The 19,882-nt window shown below is 52.7% G+C and carries 11 protein-coding genes; 10 read left to right on the top strand and 1 reads right to left on the bottom strand.

The window, feature by feature from the left end:
- The first annotated feature begins 66 nt into the window (after nt 1–66).
- The 3 genes from KNO95_RS07670 (at nt 67) to KNO95_RS07660 (ending at nt 5,040) form a co-directional block, all read left to right on the top strand.
- Nucleotides 67–2,160, top strand: a complete 2,094-nt coding sequence (locus KNO95_RS07670; protein ID WP_026825275.1) for a heparinase II/III family protein — start codon at nt 67–69, stop codon at nt 2,158–2,160.
- Between the two features lie 113 nt (nt 2,161–2,273).
- Nucleotides 2,274–4,343 (top strand): heparinase II/III family protein, encoded by a 2,070-nt coding sequence (locus KNO95_RS07665; RefSeq protein ID WP_026825276.1) that lies wholly within the window; start codon nt 2,274–2,276, stop codon nt 4,341–4,343.
- Between the two features lie 184 nt (nt 4,344–4,527).
- Nucleotides 4,528–5,040: a hypothetical protein gene (locus KNO95_RS07660; RefSeq protein ID WP_026825277.1), complete on the top strand. Its 513-nt coding sequence runs from the start codon at nt 4,528–4,530 to the stop codon at nt 5,038–5,040.
- 35 nt (nt 5,041–5,075) lie between these two features.
- Here KNO95_RS07660 and KNO95_RS07655 read toward each other — a convergent pair whose 3' ends face one another.
- On the bottom strand, nt 5,076–6,875 hold the full coding sequence (locus KNO95_RS07655) for a hypothetical protein (RefSeq protein ID WP_214878611.1): 1,800 nt from the start codon (nt 6,873–6,875) through the stop codon (nt 5,076–5,078).
- 287 nt (nt 6,876–7,162) lie between these two features.
- Here KNO95_RS07655 and KNO95_RS07650 point away from each other — a divergent pair, with 287 nt between their 5' ends.
- From KNO95_RS07650 to KNO95_RS07620, 7 genes are all read left to right on the top strand, one after another.
- Nucleotides 7,163–9,235: a bifunctional metallophosphatase/5'-nucleotidase gene (locus KNO95_RS07650; protein ID WP_026825279.1), complete on the top strand. Its 2,073-nt coding sequence runs from the start codon at nt 7,163–7,165 to the stop codon at nt 9,233–9,235.
- Between the two features lie 161 nt (nt 9,236–9,396).
- A complete protein-coding gene (locus tag KNO95_RS07645; RefSeq protein ID WP_026825280.1) occupies nt 9,397–12,042 on the top strand; it encodes a glycosyltransferase in 2,646 nt (881 codons plus the stop codon).
- A gap of 9 nt (nt 12,043–12,051) precedes the next feature.
- Nucleotides 12,052–12,363 carry a hypothetical protein gene (locus KNO95_RS07640; protein WP_026825281.1) on the top strand — a complete coding sequence of 104 codons (312 nt, stop codon included), beginning with the start codon at nt 12,052–12,054 and terminating at the stop codon, nt 12,361–12,363.
- 42 nt (nt 12,364–12,405) lie between these two features.
- Complete coding sequence (locus KNO95_RS07635) at nt 12,406–15,468, top strand: CgeB family protein (protein WP_026825282.1); 3,063 nt, start codon at nt 12,406–12,408, stop codon at nt 15,466–15,468.
- A complete protein-coding gene (locus KNO95_RS07630; RefSeq protein WP_026825283.1) occupies nt 15,465–17,648 on the top strand; it encodes a glycosyltransferase in 2,184 nt (727 codons plus the stop codon). The genes KNO95_RS07635 and KNO95_RS07630 overlap by 4 nt, the downstream gene beginning before the upstream one ends.
- Before the next feature lie 127 nt (nt 17,649–17,775).
- Nucleotides 17,776–19,065 (top strand): nucleotide sugar dehydrogenase, encoded by a 1,290-nt coding sequence (locus KNO95_RS07625; protein WP_026825284.1) that lies wholly within the window; start codon nt 17,776–17,778, stop codon nt 19,063–19,065.
- A gap of 15 nt (nt 19,066–19,080) precedes the next feature.
- On the top strand, nt 19,081–19,878 hold the full coding sequence (locus KNO95_RS07620) for an ABC transporter permease (RefSeq protein ID WP_026825285.1): 798 nt from the start codon (nt 19,081–19,083) through the stop codon (nt 19,876–19,878).
- The last annotated feature ends 4 nt before the right edge of the window (nt 19,879–19,882 follow it).

Here is a 19,882-nt window from a genome sequence, read left to right as displayed (position 1 = left end):
TGTTTAAACTTTATTTAATGGATATAATTTACAGGATAAAATCAAACAGAAACTGTGAGGAATATCATGAAACCTTTGTATACACGATTGTCGATCGGCGTGCTGAGCGGGATGCTCCTGTTCGCCCCGGTCACGGCCGAAGCGACGGCAAACTCGGACTTTAACGCCCGTGTCGCCCCGTCGACGACGCTCCATCAAATGAAAGACAAGAAGTTGGTCCCGCTCCAGACGACGAACGCGACGAAAGAATATCGCATCGTCCGACCGTCCGGCTGGTATTATCTGGCCATGTCTGGCGGCAAGCGCATTTACGTGAAGAAGAGTCAAGCCGAGGTCGTCCCGGCCCGCTCGTTGACGAAGTCACGTATCCAAACGATGACGAACCGTCCGCTCGTTCATACATATATGAAAGAGACCGATGCCCGCATCCCGTACGAGTATGATCGTTTGACGACCGAAGAAGCGAAAATGTATGCGGACCGAGCGCTCGCCGGCAACTGGTACATCCCGGCGGAGCCGAAACAATTGTCGGTGCCAAACATCGACACGTTCAACTGGCATAAGGACGTGCCGGCTGTCGACAACAACTCGTTCCCGTTCCAAATCCACTATATGACGGTGTTGAACCAATTGACGCAGGCGTATAACGACTCAGGCGACCTCGCCTATCTCCAATATGGCGAGCGTCTCGTCAAAAGCTGGACGAAAGCACACCCGGCCTATAACTACAAGCGACTCAAATGGGGATACAACGACCAGGGGACAGCGCTTCGCGTCTTCCATCTATTGAACTTCTGGGACGTGTACAAACAGACGTCGCTCAACAAAGACCCGGCGTTCACCGAGCTCATCTTGAAGACGCTGTATGAGCACGGCGAAATTTTGGCATCCGCTGACTTTTATAAAAAAGAGCATAACCACGGAATCTTCCAAGACATGGCGCTCACGGCGATCGCGCAGACGTTCCCAGAGTTCGACAAGAGCAAGACGTGGCAGTCCGTCGCGAGCTCGCGTCTACAGGCTCAACTCGCCTTCAGCATCTCGCCGGACGGGGTCCATCTCGAACATTCGCCGTACTATCATGTATACGTGTATCATACGTTGTCACGGTTTATCGAATGGGCTGACGCCAACGCCTTCGTCTTGCCGTCACGGTCTGGTTATATCGAGAAGATGCCGGACCAGCTCACCTATATGTTGAAGCCGAACCGGACGCTCCCGATTTTCGGCGACACGACCGGCTATTTAAAAGCGATGAACATCATTCCGAATACCGAGAACTATCCGGAACTCTCCTACGCCGTCAGTGGTGGGGCAGAGGGGACGGTGCCGCAACTGTTGACGAAACAACTCGGCGACCAGTACAGCTTCATGCGTGAATATTGGTCACGTCCACCGGAGTCGTTCTCGGGAGCGACCCAAGTGATGATGACGGCGGGGTACCATAGTACCGCCCACAAGCACGCCGATGACTTGAGCATCGACCTTTACGGGCTCGCCCGTGACTTCATCGTCGAGACGGGACGCTTTGGCTACTCGACGGACCCACGACGACGGGAAGTGCTCAAGGTCGAGGCGCACAACACCGTGCACCGCTACGGGGATGGTCTTGACTTGAGTGCGAGTATGGTCGGCAAGAGCCGGATCGTATCGGTCGAAGACAAGGGCGATACGAGTATCGCCATCGGGGAGAGTGCCCTCGTCGGGAAAGGCGCGACGCATCGCCGAACGCTCGTCTATGACAAGGCGAAGACGCTCGTCGTCTACGACAAGATCACTTCTCAGGCCCCGGATATGTTCGTGCAGCGATTCCATCTCGGTGACGGCTTGAAGCCTTACGCCGGCTCGACGGACGCTCAGAACGTGACGTTCCGGGACGACAAGCGCCGGACGATCCAGTTGATGCAGCTCGAGACGGACGAAGAGTCGTACATGTCGATTCAGCCGAGTCACTTGTCCGTCCGCAACTTCGAATGGAAGCCGCGTGAACAAGTCGTCTCGATCGAGTATGGGGATGACGTCCGTTACCTCACGCTCATCCGGATTGACCGGACGAGCACGTCAATCGTCGACGCCTCGTTAGCCGAGCAACCGGAGCAATACGTCGTCACGTATACGCTCTCGAACGGCACGACGAATACGATCAACGTACCGAAATGAGCATGGCCCAGCGAAAGCTGGGCTTTTTTGTGTGAACGACTGGGTAACTCTTGAATCCCACCATTTGCTAAGGTAGAATTTTCAAGTATAACAAATGACAAGTGAGGGAACGAATGGAACATTCAATCGCAAGACTCGTCGCCCAATTTGGCGGCTCGCTCGCGGCACGGGGAAGCCACGTATGGGACGTCGTCATCTCGGCGGGGACGATGCTGTATCAATGGAAAGGAAGACGGGTCGTCCCGGATATGCGACTCGAGACGACCGGGACCGGACGACTTATCCGTCCGTATGGGGAGTATCATGTCGTGCGTTTGAACGGGAAACAGTCGCTCGTCATGTCGTCCGATGCGATGCTCGCCATGAGGCGCCCGCTCACGAAGGCGAGACTGTCCGACCGGATGGACCGCCTGCTCGTGCATCAGTACATACAGGACAAACGTCCGATCGCCTCGTATCGATATGAACGGCTGACGGACGATCAGGCCGTTCGTTTTGCGGACGGTGTCTTACAAGGACGTTGGTACATCCCGGCAGCACCCGATGCGTTACGTGTCGCGGACGTCGATGCGTTCGATTGGGATCAGATGGTACCGCGGGTGGACAACAACTCCTTCCGTCTCCAGCTCCATTATTTGACGACCGTCCATCAGCTGACTCGTGCCTTCGAGGTGACGGGAGAGACGGCTTATGTGGAACACGCCGCCCGCATCGTCGATAGCTGGCACGCGCGCCATCCAGTTTTTGCGGTCAACCGGAAGCGTGAGGCATACCATGAGCACGGCACGGCGATCCGCGTGTTCCATCTGCTCGGGTTCTTTGAGGCGTACCGCTGTGCACGGATCGAGCGCGACCCATCGATGACAGAGAAGCTGTTGAAGATGTTGTACGACCATGCCGTCCTGTTGGCGACGCCGACGTTTTATCGGCCGCGTCATAATCACGGGATGTTCCAGGATATGGCGCTCTTTGCCATCGCCTCCTGTTTCCCGGAGTTCGACCGGAGCCCGGAATGGGAACGGGTCGCCCGCGCGCGTCTCGATGCCCAGATTGACACGAGTCTCGCCGCAGACGGGACCCACCTCGAACATTCGCCGGGCTATCACGTATACGTCTATCATATGTTGAGCCGCTTCGTCGACTGGGCGAACGTGAACGGCTTCCCGTTGTCCGACCAGTTTGACGTCATCGACGCGATGCCGGAACGCCTCGTCCATCTGATCAAACCGAACCGGACGCTGCCGATGGTCGGGGATACGGGCGGACAGATTCGGGGACGGCATCTGATTCCGCGTGTCGACTCGTATCCGTCACTCGACTATGCGTTGAGCGGGGGACAGGAAGGGGTTTGTCCGTCTGAACGGATGGTGAACCTCGGCTCGAACTATGCCGTCATGCGTGAATATTGGACCCATTTAAAGCGTCCCTTCAGTGATGCGACACATCTCTTGATGACGGCGGGCTATCACGGCGCAGCCCACAAGCATGCGGACGATCTGAGTCTCGAGCTGTATGGGCTCGGTCGCGACTTCATCGTCGAGATGGGGCGATATGGGTACGCGGACTGCGAGGAACGGTCGGAGGCGATGCGCGTCACGTCACACAACACGGTGCATCGTCTCGGGGACGAGCTCGACTTGTCGGTCGAGCGGATCGGGGAGAGCGGTATCGTATCCGTCGAACCGATCGGGAAGCAAGTGGTGGCGACAGGGGTGAGCCGTCTCATCGGAAAAGGTGCCCTCCACACTCGGAAGGTCGTCTACGATCAGGCGCGGACGCTCATCGTCTTCGACCGCATCACGTCACCAGAACCGGACCTGTTCGTTCAGCGCTTCCATGTGGCACCGGGTCTCGACCTCGTCGAAGGATCAACGGAGTCCCAGAACGTCCGGTTCATGGACACGTCGAATCGTGCGATGCAGATCGTCCAACTCATGACGGGGGACGAATCGTACATGACCATCGAAGAAAGTCACGTGTCGGCTCGCGATTTCGAATGGGTGAGCCGTCCACAGGTCGTATCCATCGAATGTGGGACGGACGTCCGCTTCTTGACGCTCATCCGCCTCGACCGGACGAATTCACGCATCGTCCAGACGCAAGTGGAAGAAACAGGGGATAGGTACATCGTCTCATATTGGCTTGAGAGCGGGACAAAGCACGTCATCCGGATCCCGTATTGACTCGATTATAAAAAAATAAGACGAATTTGAGTTTTTCCTTGATGATTTTTACCAATGATATTACAATAATTGTATAAGAGACATGTATATCATTTACATATGCGATAATGTTTGGATGCATTTAGGGATAAAGTCACATCACCTTTTGAACTAATTCTAAGCAGGGCGCATGGAGGAGGACCAAATGAGTCGCAAGGAAAGACGGATCAAAAAAAGAATGATGAGTGGGCTTCAGGTAACGCTTGTCGCGATGTTGCTTTTGGCGGGGATGTTTTGGACGCGCGCGGCGGACGATGCGGAAGCGAATGACTTCATTCTCCCGTCGACGACCGGCGAACAGTTGACGTTCAGCGGGATGGCGCTACGCCTTGACCCGAAAAAAGGGCCTTACATCCATGGGAATGCTTCCCATTACCCACGTGGATTTAAAGAGGTGTACATCGATCAAAACCGCGGTTATTTGACGGTCAAACGCGACCGCTTTGACTCGGTCGTCTCGATTATCACTGACCCGGATGAGACGCTCACGGCCCGTGGGATCACGATCGGCTCGTCTGGCGGTGGCGTCATCACGAACCTATACTTCTATCAGAACGGGCGTCTGCTCAACTTGGCAGACCCGAACGATTACGCGCTCGTAGCGGGCGTATACTCGAACGTCTGGTTGACGATTATCAGTCAGCCGAACGGACAATGACATCCTCGAGACGAGGATGTCATTTTTTGTAGGCTTTATTTGTAAACGGCGTCTTTGTAGCCGAATGATTGGATCGTGAGGTTGTTCAATCGCTTCGTATCGTATAGTGGGAAGATGACGGTTTCAGACGACTTCCAGCCACCGAGGTTGATCTTGTCCGTCGAGACCGGTCCGCCCGTACGATGGTTCGCATTCACGTCGACGTTGAAGAAGTGGATGTTACGTAACCACTCCTTGTCACCCGAACGGACGGCGACATATGTCCGAGACCCAGATTCGACCACTTTCGCCTCATAGGCAGGCGGCTCTTGTTGATAGGCAGCGAGTGGCTTGTCATTGATGGAGACGAGTTCGATCCGAGATTGCGAGTCGTTCGGGCGCGCGACTGCTTTCGTCTCCATCACGAGGCTACGCGTCGTGTTGCCGTCGATGGTGACGATCCGAGTCAATCCGACAGGGAAATCGTAAATAAATGCCTGGCCTTTCTCTTGGCTGACATACCACTCTTTCTTCTCGATGAGTGGACGTTTGAAACGGATTGTCTGTAATGTGCCATCCGTGACCATGGCGGTGACGGCACGTGCATATTGACTGGAATACGATGCGTTGTCGACATGGTCATGGAACGTTTGGACCGTCAGTTGACGATCTGACGTATGAACGTAGGCCGGTGTCGTCTGTTTCGTCATCATGACCGCATCGACGAGACGGACGATGTCTTTCAGGTCGGTCGCCGAGTTGACGAGGCGTTTGTTCGGTCCAGCCGCCTCATTTTGGCGAAGTGCCGTCACATAGTCGCCGACACGCGCTTTCGTGTAGGAGATGTTTAGCGTGTCGAGTGTAGTCGTGACCGATGCTTCGTTCACGTTCGAGAACATCTTGTCGATGGCGAGTTCGGCTTTCCCCATCTTCTTCCCGCGAATCGTCTTCGATGGCTTGATTGAACCGATGACGCCGTTCTTTCCTCCGAGGACATGCGTCTTCGTCGGTGCCGCGACGGTACGGACGTTGAGCGTGCTCGTCCCGCGTACGACGACATCTGTGTTACGGATGTTCAAGAAGCCGACCTCTCCTGAATATCGAACGGGGATCTCATATGAATATTCCGTATCTTTTGAGATGTCCCACCGTTCAATCGTTCCTTTTCCGGCGATTTGGACTTCACCTGCCGTATGGAGTTGCTCGATCTGACCGTTCAAGGTGAGCGTTTGTTTATCATCATCAAGCGGTGGATAATGCGCATATGCGTTCGCGACGACTTGACGGAGCGGTCCTGCCGTCGTCAACGTGAAGTTCGTAGATGGGATATGAAAACTGTCGATTCGACTCGCTGCCGCTTTGTCGATAACGAGCGAGCTGGCACGTTGACCGAACGGGAAGAAACTGAGCTGTTTCCATCCGGTGAGGGTGCGTCCTGACGTTTTTGGAACAACGATCATACTTCTTAGCGCAGTACCGTTTTTCTGAAAGAATGGCTTGAGCGCTGGGTCAATCTTGTAGCTGACTCCGGAGATGCTGACAATGTCCGTGCCCTTATAACTCATGACTTCGTTCATATCGTATGAAGCAATCGGTGTCTCGAGCGGCATGACGGACCGCATGGAGAGATACCCCTTCGTTTTACCGATTTGGACGTGGGCCCACGAGTTCGTCTTGCTGAGGAGATCGACTTTCGTATTCGCCTTCACCGTCATCAAGGTCTTGGCACCTTTTTGCGTCGATGCCTTTAGTTGAGTGGATTGGACCGTCTTATACGTCGGTGATGCTGCCTCGACGGATTGCATTCCGAATAGGACGACCAATAAAATAGTAAAACCTAGAATTTTTTTATACATATGTGTACCTCCTTTAATCTAAAAGTCATTATATACCAAATGATTTCGGCATCTCGAGCTACTTTGTCATAAAGAGGGAATCGTTTTTTGTGGAAATTGTAAAAACCTTTAAAATCTTCAATTTGTGATTGTTTATTGGACGCTTTTCCGTTACGTTAGAACTAGAGCGAATTGTACATATGGGGGAAAAACGGACGACTTTGGGGCAATGGGATTACACATAAGTCGAACGATGTAAGCGCTTTCCTTCCTGTGTCCTGTTCGCAAATCCGAAAGGGGAACTGAACATGGCAAAGAAATCATCACGTAAATTGTATACAGCGCTTGCCGTAGCAGCTGTATCGACGGCGTCACTCACACCGGCTGCTGTCACAGAAGCTGCACCGAAAGTACCGGTCGCGAAAGCGAAATCGGCGTACGTATACAAAGGGGATTTAGATGCGGCACTCGACGCTACATACAAAGGGGCACGAGTTCACTGGTACAAATCAAGTGTCGACCTTGAAAAACTTGGAACGTTCCAAACCGCACGTGGGATTGTCCTCGGTAAAGGGATGTATATCGAGAAGCGTGTTCGCGTCCTCGACCATCCGATTGAAATTCTCCCACCGTCTGAGCCGCTCGTGTTCAAACAAGGGAAACCAGCGCTCGGTATCTTGAAACAAGACGTACGATTCGCGAGCGGTACTTACGAAAAACCGGTTCGTTGGAGCGGCATCAGCACAGATGAAGTCGGCGAATTCGTCGCGACGGCTACATACAAAAACCGTGGAAAAACAATCACACTCGAAGTCCCGTATACAGTAGAAGGATACAAGCTCTCGATCATGCACACGAACGATACGCACGCGGCGCTCAAATACGCACCGAACCGTGCGACGGCGATCAAGCAAGTTCGTGCCGAGAAGCCGGATAGCCTCTTGATCGACGCAGGGGACGTCTTCTCAGGATCGCTCTACTTCAACGAGTTCAAAGGTCAAGCCGACCTCAAGCTCATGAACTACATGAAATACGACTTGATGGTACCAGGTAACCATGAATTCGACCTCGGTACGGAAGACGGACATAAAGAACTTGCTGACTTCGTCCGCTATGCGAACTTCCCGTTCGTCAGCTCGAACGTGGACTATTCAAAAGACCAGTACATGAAGAACCTCTACCGCGACGAAACGACACACAAAGCGTACAATGGTCGCTTATATGAAGGTGTCATCAAAGTCGTCGACGGGGAGAAGGTCGGATTCTTCGGTTTGACGACGGAAGAAACGGCGTCAATCGCAAGTCCGGGACCGATCGAGTTCCAAAGTTACATCGCTGAAGCGCAAAAAGCGGTCGACGCATTCGAAGAGATGGGTGTCGACCAAATCATCGCCGTATCACACCTTGGGTATAATGATAACCCAGCGTTTGACAACGACTTGTTGCTTGCTGAAAACGTGGACGGCATCGACGTCATCGTCGGTGGTCACACGCATACTCGTTTGAAAGAGCCGGTCCTCATCACAGAAGGTAAGGCTGAGCCGACAGTCATCGTCCAAGCGGATCAATATAGCCAGTTCCTTGGTACAGTGGACATCGAGTTCGATAAAGACGGAAAAGTCATCAAGCATGCAGGAAGCTTGATTGACGTTCGTGACCTTCAACCAGATCCATATGCGGTCTCACTTCTCGCACCATTCAAAGAAGTCGTGGATGCAATCAGTGAAGACCCGATCGGTGTGTCACTCACAGCACCACTCGAAAACCCGCGTGATGAAGGTACTGTGACTGCTCCAAGTGTACGCAAAAACGAAACGGCACTTGGTAACTTGATCACAGACGGCATGTTCACAAAAGCGAAAGAGTATGATGCAGACGTGATTGGTGCCGTTCAAAACGGTGGTGGAATTCGTGCGGCAATCGATGCGGGTCCTGTCACGACAGGTGAAGTGTTGACGACACTTCCATTCGGAAACACGCTTGCCATCATGGACTTGAAAGGTAGCGAGTTGAAAGCGGCGTTTGAGCGCAGTGTTGGCATTTATCCAATCGAGAACGGTGGATTCCTTCACGTGTCTGGATTCAAAGTATTGTTCGACAGCTCAAAACCGGCTGGCGAGCGCATCGTTAGCTTGCAGTACAACAACGGCACAGATTTCGTCGATGTCGAAGATGCGACGAGCTACAAAGTGGCGACAAACTTCTTCACAGCGCAAGGTGGAGACAACTATGTTGAGTTTGAAACGGCATTCAAAGACGGCCGTGTCAACGACCTCGGTCTCATCGACTGGGAGAACTTCCGCGATCACTTGATCAGCCTCGGTGAAGAAGTCACACCGGCTGTTGAAGGACGAATCGTTGACGTCAACGCAGCAGAGTAAGTGAATAACTGTTTTGGGGACGGATCCACTTGTGGGTCCGTCTTTTTTGATGTAGGACGCCGATTTGTACAGTTGTCATCAAATTGCGACCGACATGTAACTCTGTTAAGATACGATAAGATGAAGAAATACTGATTACTTAAAAAAGGTGGAGCGGACGTATGGATGTAAAAGCGACGCTACGCGACGTGCAAGCGCATATCGCGTGGTTAAAAGAAGAAAAAGAACGAGTCAACCGAAAAGAGGCGTTAGACGGGGATGACTTGATTACCTTAGATGAACTTCCTTCTTTGTCGAGACAGGCGCAACGCCCGCGTCTAGATGACAAACTGTTCGAGGAACAACAATCCGCATTGCAGGAAGAATTAGAAGCCGCCCGGAAGCGCCTCCCTGAACTGGATGTGACACGCATCCAGTCGAACGGGAGCAGTTTTTATGAGAAGGCGAACGTGCATGTCGCGTTCGTCGGACCGGTCAAGCGGGCCCGTGAGCTCGAACGTCTTTGTCACACCCATTACTTTGAGAACGTGACAGGCTTTTTAGAGTTGCTTGAAGCAGAAGACATTGACTTCCTGCTCATCTCGGCGGCGCTCGCTGAAGACGAGACGACCGCATTCCATCACATGGGGACACCACGCTCGCACTCCCGTCACTGGCTCGGCAACCTCATTCGCAAGGCGAAGCAAAAGGACATCCGTGTCGTCTTCGAGACGACGCTCGATACGAATCATTTCGACCGCTTCTCTTCACTTGCCGCACAATGTGACTATATCTTCACGGCGAACGAGGAGCGGGTGACAGATTATATAGAAGAAGTCGGACATGAACGGGTCTTTGTCATTCGTCCTGGCGTCGATCCGCTGCATTTCAACCCGATCGGGATGACGCGTGGCAAGACGGACCGCGTCGTCGTGACGAATCATTTCCCTGTATATCGTTTCGCCAAAGATTTGGAGACGCTCGCGCAAGGCGTCCGCGATGCGAATAAAGAGCTCTATGTGATACGTGAGGCGAATGAATCGAAAGCGTCACTCGCACCGAAATCGCTTCAAGATGTCCTCGTCCATGGGGACCCTGAGGATATGGAGAAGCTGAAAGAGGCGTCGAACTGGGTTCTTCACGTCAACGAAGTGAAGCATAGTCCGACGATGAGTGCACAAGCCATCTATAACGCGCAGGCTCGCGGACAACTCGTCGTGACGAATTACAACGTCGCCGTCAACAACGACTTCCCGAACGTGTTCATCGCGACGAGTGCCTTGGACGCGCAAGGAATCTTAGAAATGTTCAAGACGGACGAAGAGCGTCTAGAGCATCAGCTGTCCGGTGTCCGTACGATTTTCTCGAACCATACGATGTATGACCGCTTCAGCGAGATGATGTTCATTCTCGGCATCCACCACGAAATCCGTCGCGACGTCCTCGTCATCGGTCGCGGTGATGTGACGGCGACGCGCGAACAGTTCGAACGTCAATCGTATCCGCACAAGCGCTTCGTCGCCGAGGCGGATCTACAAGAAGTCGATTTGCGTACAGCCGACTTTGTGACAGTGTTTGACGACCGTCATCACTATCTCGACTACTATGTAGAAGACATGGTCAACGCCTTCAAATACACGGACGTCTCGTTCGTGACGAAAGGGCAGGACACAATCCATGAGTTCGTGGAAGACTATGCTGACGTGGGCTTGACGATGTTCGTAGCAGGTGATGTGTCGCTTGAGACGATTCAAGAAGGCCGCCGTATCGAAGGACAAGGTTATGCCATCGATCGTTTCGAATTGCTCGCGGCAGACGATGTGCTCGTCCCGAACGAAGCGGGCGACTATCAACTGTCAATGATCGTACCGATTTACAATAACGGTCGCTATCTATACAACAAATGTTTCTCAAGCCTTCGTCGCAGCTCGATGTTTGAAGACATGGAGATCTGGCTCGTCGACGACGGGTCGACGGACCGAGAGACGATCGGCTATATCGAGCGCCTCGTCCGGAAATATCCGAACGTTTACACGTACTCGTTCAACGATGGCGGCAGCGGCAGCGCCTCACGTCCACGAAACAAAGGGGTGGAGCTCGCGACGACGCCATACATCGCCTTCCTTGACCCGGACAATGAAGCGGTCAACGACGGCTATGCGGCACTGTTCCGTGTCATGAAAGAGGATGATGCGCTCGACCTCTCTGTCGGCAGCATGTTGAAGCTTGCGAACCGGGAAGCGATGATCGAACTAGAGGACCTCGAAAAAGATGGCGTTCGTGTCATCGAAGACCCGAGAGCGTACTTGCTCGAGCACAACTTCAAGGTGCAGAGTATCCAGACGATGGTCATCAAAAAAGACTTCATCGAGAAGCACGATTTGAAACAGGTCATCGGCGCCGTCGGCCAAGACTCGCTCTTCTTCCAAGAGATGTTCTTAAGCGCGGGACGGGTCGCCCTGCTCGACTTGACGATTCATGACTATTACGCGGCCGTCGCCGGTTCGACGGTCAATACGATCACGAAGAAATACTTTATGAAGTGTGTCATCCGGGAGACGGCACGGGCGAAAGCGTTCGCTCGCGAAGGCGTACTCGACCAATACCGTTCGACTCGATTCGAGCGTTTCTTCTCGATGTGGTATCTGGTCTTCTTACGTCGCAGCAAGCCGGAAGAGTTTTTCGACAACGCCGGGATGCTTTATGAAATCATCGAACAGTATCGTCCGATGGAACTAGAGACGCCGATCGTGAAACAGTTCGTCGACTTATATGAATCAGGACAAAAAGAAGAATTGAAGCGTCTCTATTTTGACGCATACTTGTGAGGTGAGACCATGAGCAATGAACTTGAAAAAGAAATCGGATTGTTGAAGCAGCGAATCAAACTTCAAGAAGAAGAGATTCGTCATTTGAAACATGATGAACGGTTGTTACGACAAAAACATCGTCGCCTCGTTCAAAAGTATGGCGACCTTCTCTATACGTTTGAATGGACTGTGAAGACGTTTGAGAAGAAAGAACAAGCGCTAACAGACGTGAAACGTAAATATGATGTGTTGAACAAGAAGTATCGTCGCCTTGTGCAATCAAAAGCTGGTAAAGCGATTTTGAAAGCGCAGGCTGTCGCACGACGCATTCGCAAATAAAGAATCGAATTCGAGAGAATCGATGATTTGGAGGATATGAGGATGGATTGGCAGAAAAAAGCACGTCGCGCCGCTTACCTTGGGGTACAACGGTCGAAGCGACTCGGTCGTAAAGTGTTGAAGCGACCGAACAAATCGCATCAACTACGAGAAGTCGTACCGAACTGGTATACACGTTCACCTTACGTACATGTCGAAGGGACGGACCTTGTCTTTACCGGTGACGAACCGGTCATCTTGACGTTCCGACCGAATGCAAGTTCAGACATCATCTCGGCGAACGATTTGGTCGAATCAGGTCAAAAGACGTTCACGGCCCTAATGCGCGTCAAATCACGTGAAGGATTGATGCCGACGCTACAGTTGGAAATCGTTCGAAAAGGTGGCAGAAAGCGTTTTGTGACCGTACAGGACGGCGACCAAGTCGATGTGACACTCGGAATGGGTGAACAGATCGTCCGGGCGCACTTGAATGTGGAAGGGAAAGGGGCGTTCAGCCTCGTCGAGCTCACGCTCGGGACCCTATCGCTCTGGACGGTGGAAGGGACGGCCGCGAACATTTCGGTCGACGCCTTTGATTTCCGTTATCCGCTTACGTCGACGTCACTCCGCTCCCTCAAACCACAAAGTGAGATTGCTCACTTCGACGCTGACACGCTCGTCGTACGCGCCGAAGGGAACCAATACACACATTACGGTGTCGACGAGGTCGCATTGCCACACGTCGATACGGAACGTGGCATCGATTTTGAGACAGGTGACATGGATGACGACTTGTATCGGTTCTACTTAAAAGGGGACCGCACGGGGACAGCGGACGCGTCGCTATTCATTGCGACGTATACAGTGTCCGGGCAGGACCGTTTGATCGAAGTGCCACTCGGACTGAGCGGTATCGTCCGCATCGCACCGTCACACCGTTCCATCCGTTATTTCGTTCGCGTGAACGGGGCGGGGACGCTCGAGAACTTGAACATCGGGATGATTCGCGAGAAGAGTGTCCGTCGTGAGGACATCTTGTCGCTCAAGCCGGACATGTGGACGATCCCGGCACCGGACCTCATCAAATTGAAGAGCCGTGATGACCAGCTCGTCGTCAACTTGAAAGGTGAGGACGATCAGCGCCGCTACATCTCGTACGCCGAGATGAACAACAGCTTCAAGTTGCTCCCGACAGAGTTCCCGTATGAAGTGAAGGCAAACAGTCGCTATCGTGTCACGCTCGACGGTGTCGCCGATGAAGATGCGAACGTCGTCCTCTACATCATCGCCTACTCGGCGACAGAGCGTCAGATTATGCAACAAGTTCAAATCGGAAGCGAGAAAGTCTTCTATTTCGACCGGGGCATCCGTTTCCTTCGTTTCGCCCTCCGTGTCGACGGTGTCGGAGAGGCGCGTGTCGACCGCATCCGTGTGGCCGAGGAACTCGTCAGCGACGGTACGGAAAACCCGACGTGGATGGACGTGCGCGAGGCACGCTTCTTCGCACCGGTCCCGCGTGAACTTCACGAACTGAAGGTCGCGGCCATCTTCGATGAGTTCACGATGGCATCATATAAGCCAGAATGTCAGCTCATCACGTTCACACCAGACAACTGGAAGACGGTACTCCTCGATGAGCAACCGGACGTCCTTGTCGTCGAATCGGCGTGGAAAGGGAACGCCGGCGCTTGGGAGAAGAAAATCGTCAAATACGGTACGAACACATGGGAAGAGCTCGACGCGCTTCTCGCTTGGTGCCGTTATCACAATATCCCGACCGTCTTCTGGAATAAAGAAGACCCGATTCACTATGACCGTTTCATCGAGACGGCGAAGCGATTCGACTATGTGTATACGACAGACATGAACCGCGTCCCGAACTATAAAGAAGATTGTGGTCATGACCGGGTCGATGCGTTACCGTTCGCGGCCCAGCCGAAAGAACATAACCCGATCCGCTTACCGGGGACTCGCGAGCCTTACGCGTGTTTCGCCGGTTCGTATTATGCGAACCGTCACGAATCGCGTAAAGCCGACATGGACCGCCTATTCGCGGCGGCAGACAAGTACGGTCTTGCGATTTACGACCGCAACTATGCGATCAATCAACGCGGGGAGAGCGACCAGCTCCAATTCCCAGAACAGTTCCGCCACTCGATTCGCGGCAGTTTGAAATATAACCAGATTGCCAAAGCGTATAAAGGGTATAAAGTCATGTTGAACGTCAACTCGGTCAACGATTCACCGACGATGTTCTCGCGTCGTGTCTTCGAAGGACTCGCCTGTGCGACACCGGTCGTCAGCACCCGTTCGGTCGGGGTCGACGCCATGCTTGGGGATTACGTCTTCCTCGACGACGGCGAATCGGACCTAGACGAGACGTTCCGCCGTTTGATGACGGATGACTCGTTCTACGAGGACATCGCGATGCGCGGTATGCGTCACGTGTTGACGTATCACACGTACACGCAGCGTCTGGCGAAAATCGTCCAAGACGTCGGCATCCCGTACCGTGTCGACCACGAGAAGATTGCCGTCGTCGCCTTCATCAAGTCGCGCGAAGAGGCAGAGCGTGTCGTCAGTCAGTTCGAGGCACAGAACTACGAGCATAAACACCTCATGATGTTCCTTGATAAGTTCGAGGACCACATCGACGTATACAATACGTACAATACACCGTCGGTTTCGACGTATATGCGTAGCTACTTGACGCACTACACGTCGTTCACGGAGATGGTCGAGTCGTACGCTTGGGTCGCTCACTTGAAGTCGGATGATTATTACGGCCCGAACTACTTGAGCGATTATCTGCTCGCGGCACGCTATGCGGAAGCGGACATTCTCACGAAAGAGGATTACTATACGTATGACGGCAAGCTCGTCAAACAAGATCACGATGAGTCGTATCGCTACGTGTTTGACGCGACCCCGTCCCGCTCGCTCGTGCAGCCGTCGGCCCTCCGTTTCTATACGGTCGAGGAGGCCCTCCACATCTTTGAAGCGGACGAGAGCTTGAACGAACTTGCCCGTTCCGGCAAGCGCATCTTCAGTGTCGACCCATATCAATATGTGAAAGCCGGTGCCGCCATGGATGAAGCGGACCGCCAGGAGGTGACGTTATGACGAAGCAACCGCTACGGATCCTCGTATACGGGGACGTCAATTTGAACTTGATCGACGGATCGGCCATCTGGCTCACGTCGGTCGTGCATATGTTGAACCAAGACCCGAACATCGAGGTCGACGTGCTCTTGAAGCGTTCGATCGTGAAGCCGGAAGTGACGGCGTCGATCAAACAGCTTGACCGTGTCAACTTCATCGACGTCTTCACGGAAGACTCGACGAAGAAAGACGAGCCGTATTATGAGAAGAAGGTGCTCCAGCCGGAAGAGGCGGCCCAACTCATCCACGAGCTCGTCGAGACGAAGCAGTACGACATGACGTTCATCCGCGGATTCCAGCTCGCCTATGCGCTCTCGGATTATGAACATACAATGAAAAAGACGTGGACGTATCTCACAGACTTCACGCATGACTCGTCGGCCGCGTCACAAGAAGAATTGACGCGTCTGAAGAAGATTGCGGACCGCTCGGCACGCATGCTTTGTCAGACAGCAGAGATGAAGGCGTACTTCGAGACGTTTTTACAGACGCCGAAGCCGTTCCTCATCTTGAACCCGATGATCCCGAACATGCGCGAGGCAACGCCTGCGTTCAAGCGTCAGGCGAAACGTCTCGTCTATACGGGTAAATTCGCGCCGCTCTGGTACTCGGCCGAGATTCTCGACGCACTCGAGAAAGTACGGGTCCGGATGCCGGACGTCGAATTGAAAGTAGCGGGGGACAAGTTCAACCAAGACCCGAACAACCCGAATTTCCGTAAAGAAGTGACACATCGCCTCCAAACGGATGCGGGCGTTCACTGGTTGAAAGGCATCCCGCGTGCGGACGTCGAGACGCTCATCGAAGAGAGCGACATCGGCATCTCGTGGCGCCACCCGGACCTCGACGACAGTCTCGAATTGTCGACGAAGCTATTAGAATATGGGGCGCTCGGGAAGCCGGTCCTCCTCAACCGCAACAAGATGCACGAGATGTTACTCGGGTCGAGCTATCCGCTCTTCGTCAACTCGGAAGACGAGTTCGTCGAAAAAGTCGAGCTCGCCTTCACGCATCCGGCCATCTATAAGGATGCGGCGGAACGTCTTTACAACATGGCGAAGCACTATACGTTCGCGAGCACGTTCGAGCGTCTCCGCGACTCGATTTGGGAGATGCAAAAGACGACGATCCTCTTCGCCGGTCATGATTTGAAATTCATTCGCATGTTCATGGAACGTTTCGAGGCTGACCCGAACTATCGGATCCTTGTCGACGAGTGGGACGGACACAAGATTCATGATGTGAATCACAGTAAGGCATGTCTCGCGCAGGCAGATGTCATTTTCTGTGAGTGGGGACTCGGCAACGCCGTCTGGTACTCGCAACATAAACTGCCGCACCAGCGTCTCATCGTCCGGATTCACCGTCAGGAGAAAGAGACACCGTTTCCTCGTGAATATGCGCTCGATAATATCAATCGGATCATCCTCGTCTCGCCGTATATGTTAGAAGAGATGCACCGTCTCTTCGGGATCCCGCGTCACCAGATGACGGTCATCTACAACGCCGTCGATGCGGACAAATTCGACAAGCCGAAACAAGCGGACGATTTGACGTTCCGTCTCGGCATGATCGGCATGAACCCGAAACTGAAGCGTCCGGACCTCGCACTCGACGTCCTCGAAGAACTGTTGAAGACGGACAAACGGTATCAGCTCCACTTCAAAGGGCACCATCCGAAAGACGTCTATTGGATTGGCAAACGGGAAGAAGAGAGTGCGTACTACGAAGCGTTATTGAAACGGATCGAGGAGTCGGAACTGCGTGACCACGTCCACTTCGATGGACATGGCAATGACGTCGACACATGGCTCCAATCGATCGGTTTCGTCTTCTCGACGAGTGATTTGGAGAGCTTCCATCTCGCACCGGCCGAAGCGATGGCATCGGGGGCGTACCCGCTCATCCGTCACTGGACGGGTGCGGAGACGATTTATCCGGACGAACTGCTCGTCACGGATACGTCGAAATTTGTCGATACGATCCTCTCTTATAAAGAAGATACCGAGAAGCTGATGACGGACGCGAAAGTCTATCAAGTATACGCCCGTAAACATTTTGCGCTCGATCGTCTCTATCGAGAGATGGAACAAATCATTCTAGGCAAAACACACGAACAATTTGCGACGACATTGTCATGAAAATGTAATTGCACCAAAGAATTGTTCAAGAGTATAATGAGTATTGTTTTATTATCGAATGTGAAATAAAATGATGGACAATGCGCTATTTAAAAAGCGCGTCAAAACATTTGGAGGTTACCACACAATGAAAGTATGTACAGTAGGTCTTGGATATATCGGATTACCGACATCGGCTGTCTTTGCGAACTATGGCGTCGACGTCGTCGGAGTCGATATCTCACAACATGTTGTTGATAAATTGAACCGTGGAGAAATCCACATTGAAGAGCCAGGTCTCGGCGAAATGGTCGCAGACGTCGTGGCAAAAGGGAAATTCCGCGCATCACTCTCACCAGAGAAAGCTGATGCCTTCATCATCGCCGTACCAACACCAAACAACGACGACGAGCACAAATCATGTGACTTGACGTACGTCTTGGATGCGACACGTAAAGTGTTGCCATTCGTTGAAAAAGGCAACGTCATCATCGTCGAATCGACAATCGCGCCACGTACGATGGACGATTTCGTCAAACCACTCGTCGAAGAAGCTGGATTCACTGTCGGTGAGGACATCTTCCTCGTACACTGCCCAGAGCGCGTATTGCCTGGACAAATCCTTGATGAGCTCGTGCACAACAACCGGATCGTCGGTGGGATCACGACTGAATGTGCAGAAGCAGGCGCACGCGTCTACGGTACATTCGTTGAAGGTGAAATCGTGAAAACGGATGCGAAGACGGCAGAAATGTCAAAACTCATGGAAAACACGTTCCGTGACGTCAACATCGCACTCGCGAACGAACTCGCGAAAGTATGTAACGACCTAGACATCAACGTTCTTGACGTCATCGAGATGGCGAACAAGCACCCACGTGTCAACTTGCACAGCCCAGGTCCTGGTGTCGGTGGACACTGCCTCGCGGTCGACCCGTACTTCATCGTCGCGAAATCACCGGATCTTGCGAAAATCATCAACTTGTCACGTGAGACGAACGTCTCGATGCCACACTACGTCGCAGACAACGTTCAGAAGTTGACAGCTGGAATCGAAGACGCGAAAGTCGCAGTCTTTGGTGTGACATACAAAGGAAACGTCGACGACATGCGTGAGAGCCCAGCGGTTGAAATCGCTGAAATCTTGCTTGACCGTGGCGTAAACATTTCGGTTCACGATTCACACGTTGAAAAATCAACGTCAAGCCGTTTTGAGCTCGTTTCAAAAGAAGAAGCACTCAAAGACGCGGACCTCGTCCTCGTCCTCGTTGACCACAATGAGTTCAAAGTCCTCGACTTTGCAGAACTCAACGCATCAATGCGTCGTCCGATGATCTTCGACACACGTAACATCGTGAAACCAAACGGTGAAGACGTAGCGGTCGTCAACTACGGCAACCTCTACAAATATACAAAGGAAACGAATCTCGTTCTTTGATTCAGGTGAATGAACATGTTTAAATCCGCGAAAGCTATTCTTTCAGAGCTAAAATCGAGCTTGTATTTGATTTTCCGTCTCGCGACATATGAGACGCGAAGCAACAACTCGATGCAGTACCTCGGATTTTTATGGGAGTTCGTGACACCGTTATTGCAGATTGGAGTTTACTGGTTCGTATTTGGATTTGGTATTCGAAGCGGCAGGCCGATTGATGGCGTGCCGTTTCTGCCATGGTTGGTCGCGGGGATTGTCGTCTGGTTCTTTATCGCCTCGGCCATCACCTCGACGGCCCGGTCCGTCTATTCAAAAATCGGCATGGTCTCCAAAATGAGCTTCCCAATCTCGACGATTCCGGCATACGTCTTGCTCGCACTCTTCTATCGCCACGTGGCGTTAGTCGGTGTATCGTTTATCTTAATGTGGGCATTCGGATTCCCGATGGGGCTGCATTCTTTATGGTTTATCTACTTGGCGTTCAGTGCACTCGCGCTTCTTTATTCACTCGCCTTGATTACGTCCGCGCTCACGACGATCGTGCGCGATCTTCAAAACCTTCTTCAATCGATGATGCGGATGTTGATGTATTTGACGCCGATTTTTTGGGTACCGCCGGCGAATCTCGCGAGTATCCTACAAATCAATCCGCTCTATTATTTAGTCGAAGGGTATCGGTCGATGTTCCTCGGAAGCGACTGGTTGGCGACTAACTGGGCGTACGGTCTCTATTACTGGGCCATCGTCCTCGTTCTCTTCTTCGCCGGGTCGATGATTCATTTACGTTTCCGTCGACACTTCATCGATTACATTTGAGGAG

The sequence above is a fragment of the Exiguobacterium sp. ERU653 genome, from assembly GCF_018617775.1.
Lineage (GTDB): Bacteria > Bacillota > Bacilli > Exiguobacteriales > Exiguobacteriaceae > Exiguobacterium > Exiguobacterium marinum.
The sequence above is the reverse complement of the archived record's forward strand: the minus strand, read 5'-3'. Positions and strand labels throughout refer to the sequence as shown.

Excerpts from the sequence above, each read along its gene's own strand:
- KNO95_RS07665 (WP_026825276.1), top strand. The coding sequence starts at position 2,274 with ATGGAACATTCAATCGCAAGACTCGTCGCCCAATTTGGCGGCTCGCTC.
- KNO95_RS07650 (WP_026825279.1), top strand. The coding sequence starts at position 7,163 with ATGGCAAAGAAATCATCACGTAAATTGTATACAGCGCTTGCCGTAGCA.
- KNO95_RS07645 (WP_026825280.1), top strand. The coding sequence starts at position 9,397 with ATGGATGTAAAAGCGACGCTACGCGACGTGCAAGCGCATATCGCGTGG.
- KNO95_RS07640 (WP_026825281.1), top strand. The coding sequence starts at position 12,052 with ATGAGCAATGAACTTGAAAAAGAAATCGGATTGTTGAAGCAGCGAATC.
- KNO95_RS07635 (WP_026825282.1), top strand. The coding sequence starts at position 12,406 with ATGGATTGGCAGAAAAAAGCACGTCGCGCCGCTTACCTTGGGGTACAA.
- KNO95_RS07660 (WP_026825277.1), top strand. The coding sequence starts at position 4,528 with ATGAGTCGCAAGGAAAGACGGATCAAAAAAAGAATGATGAGTGGGCTT.
- KNO95_RS07630 (WP_026825283.1), top strand. The coding sequence starts at position 15,465 with ATGACGAAGCAACCGCTACGGATCCTCGTATACGGGGACGTCAATTTG.
- KNO95_RS07655 (WP_214878611.1), bottom strand. The coding sequence starts at position 6,875 with ATGTATAAAAAAATTCTAGGTTTTACTATTTTATTGGTCGTCCTATTC.
- KNO95_RS07620 (WP_026825285.1), top strand. The coding sequence starts at position 19,081 with ATGTTTAAATCCGCGAAAGCTATTCTTTCAGAGCTAAAATCGAGCTTG.
- KNO95_RS07670 (WP_026825275.1), top strand. The coding sequence starts at position 67 with ATGAAACCTTTGTATACACGATTGTCGATCGGCGTGCTGAGCGGGATG.
- KNO95_RS07625 (WP_026825284.1), top strand. The coding sequence starts at position 17,776 with ATGAAAGTATGTACAGTAGGTCTTGGATATATCGGATTACCGACATCG.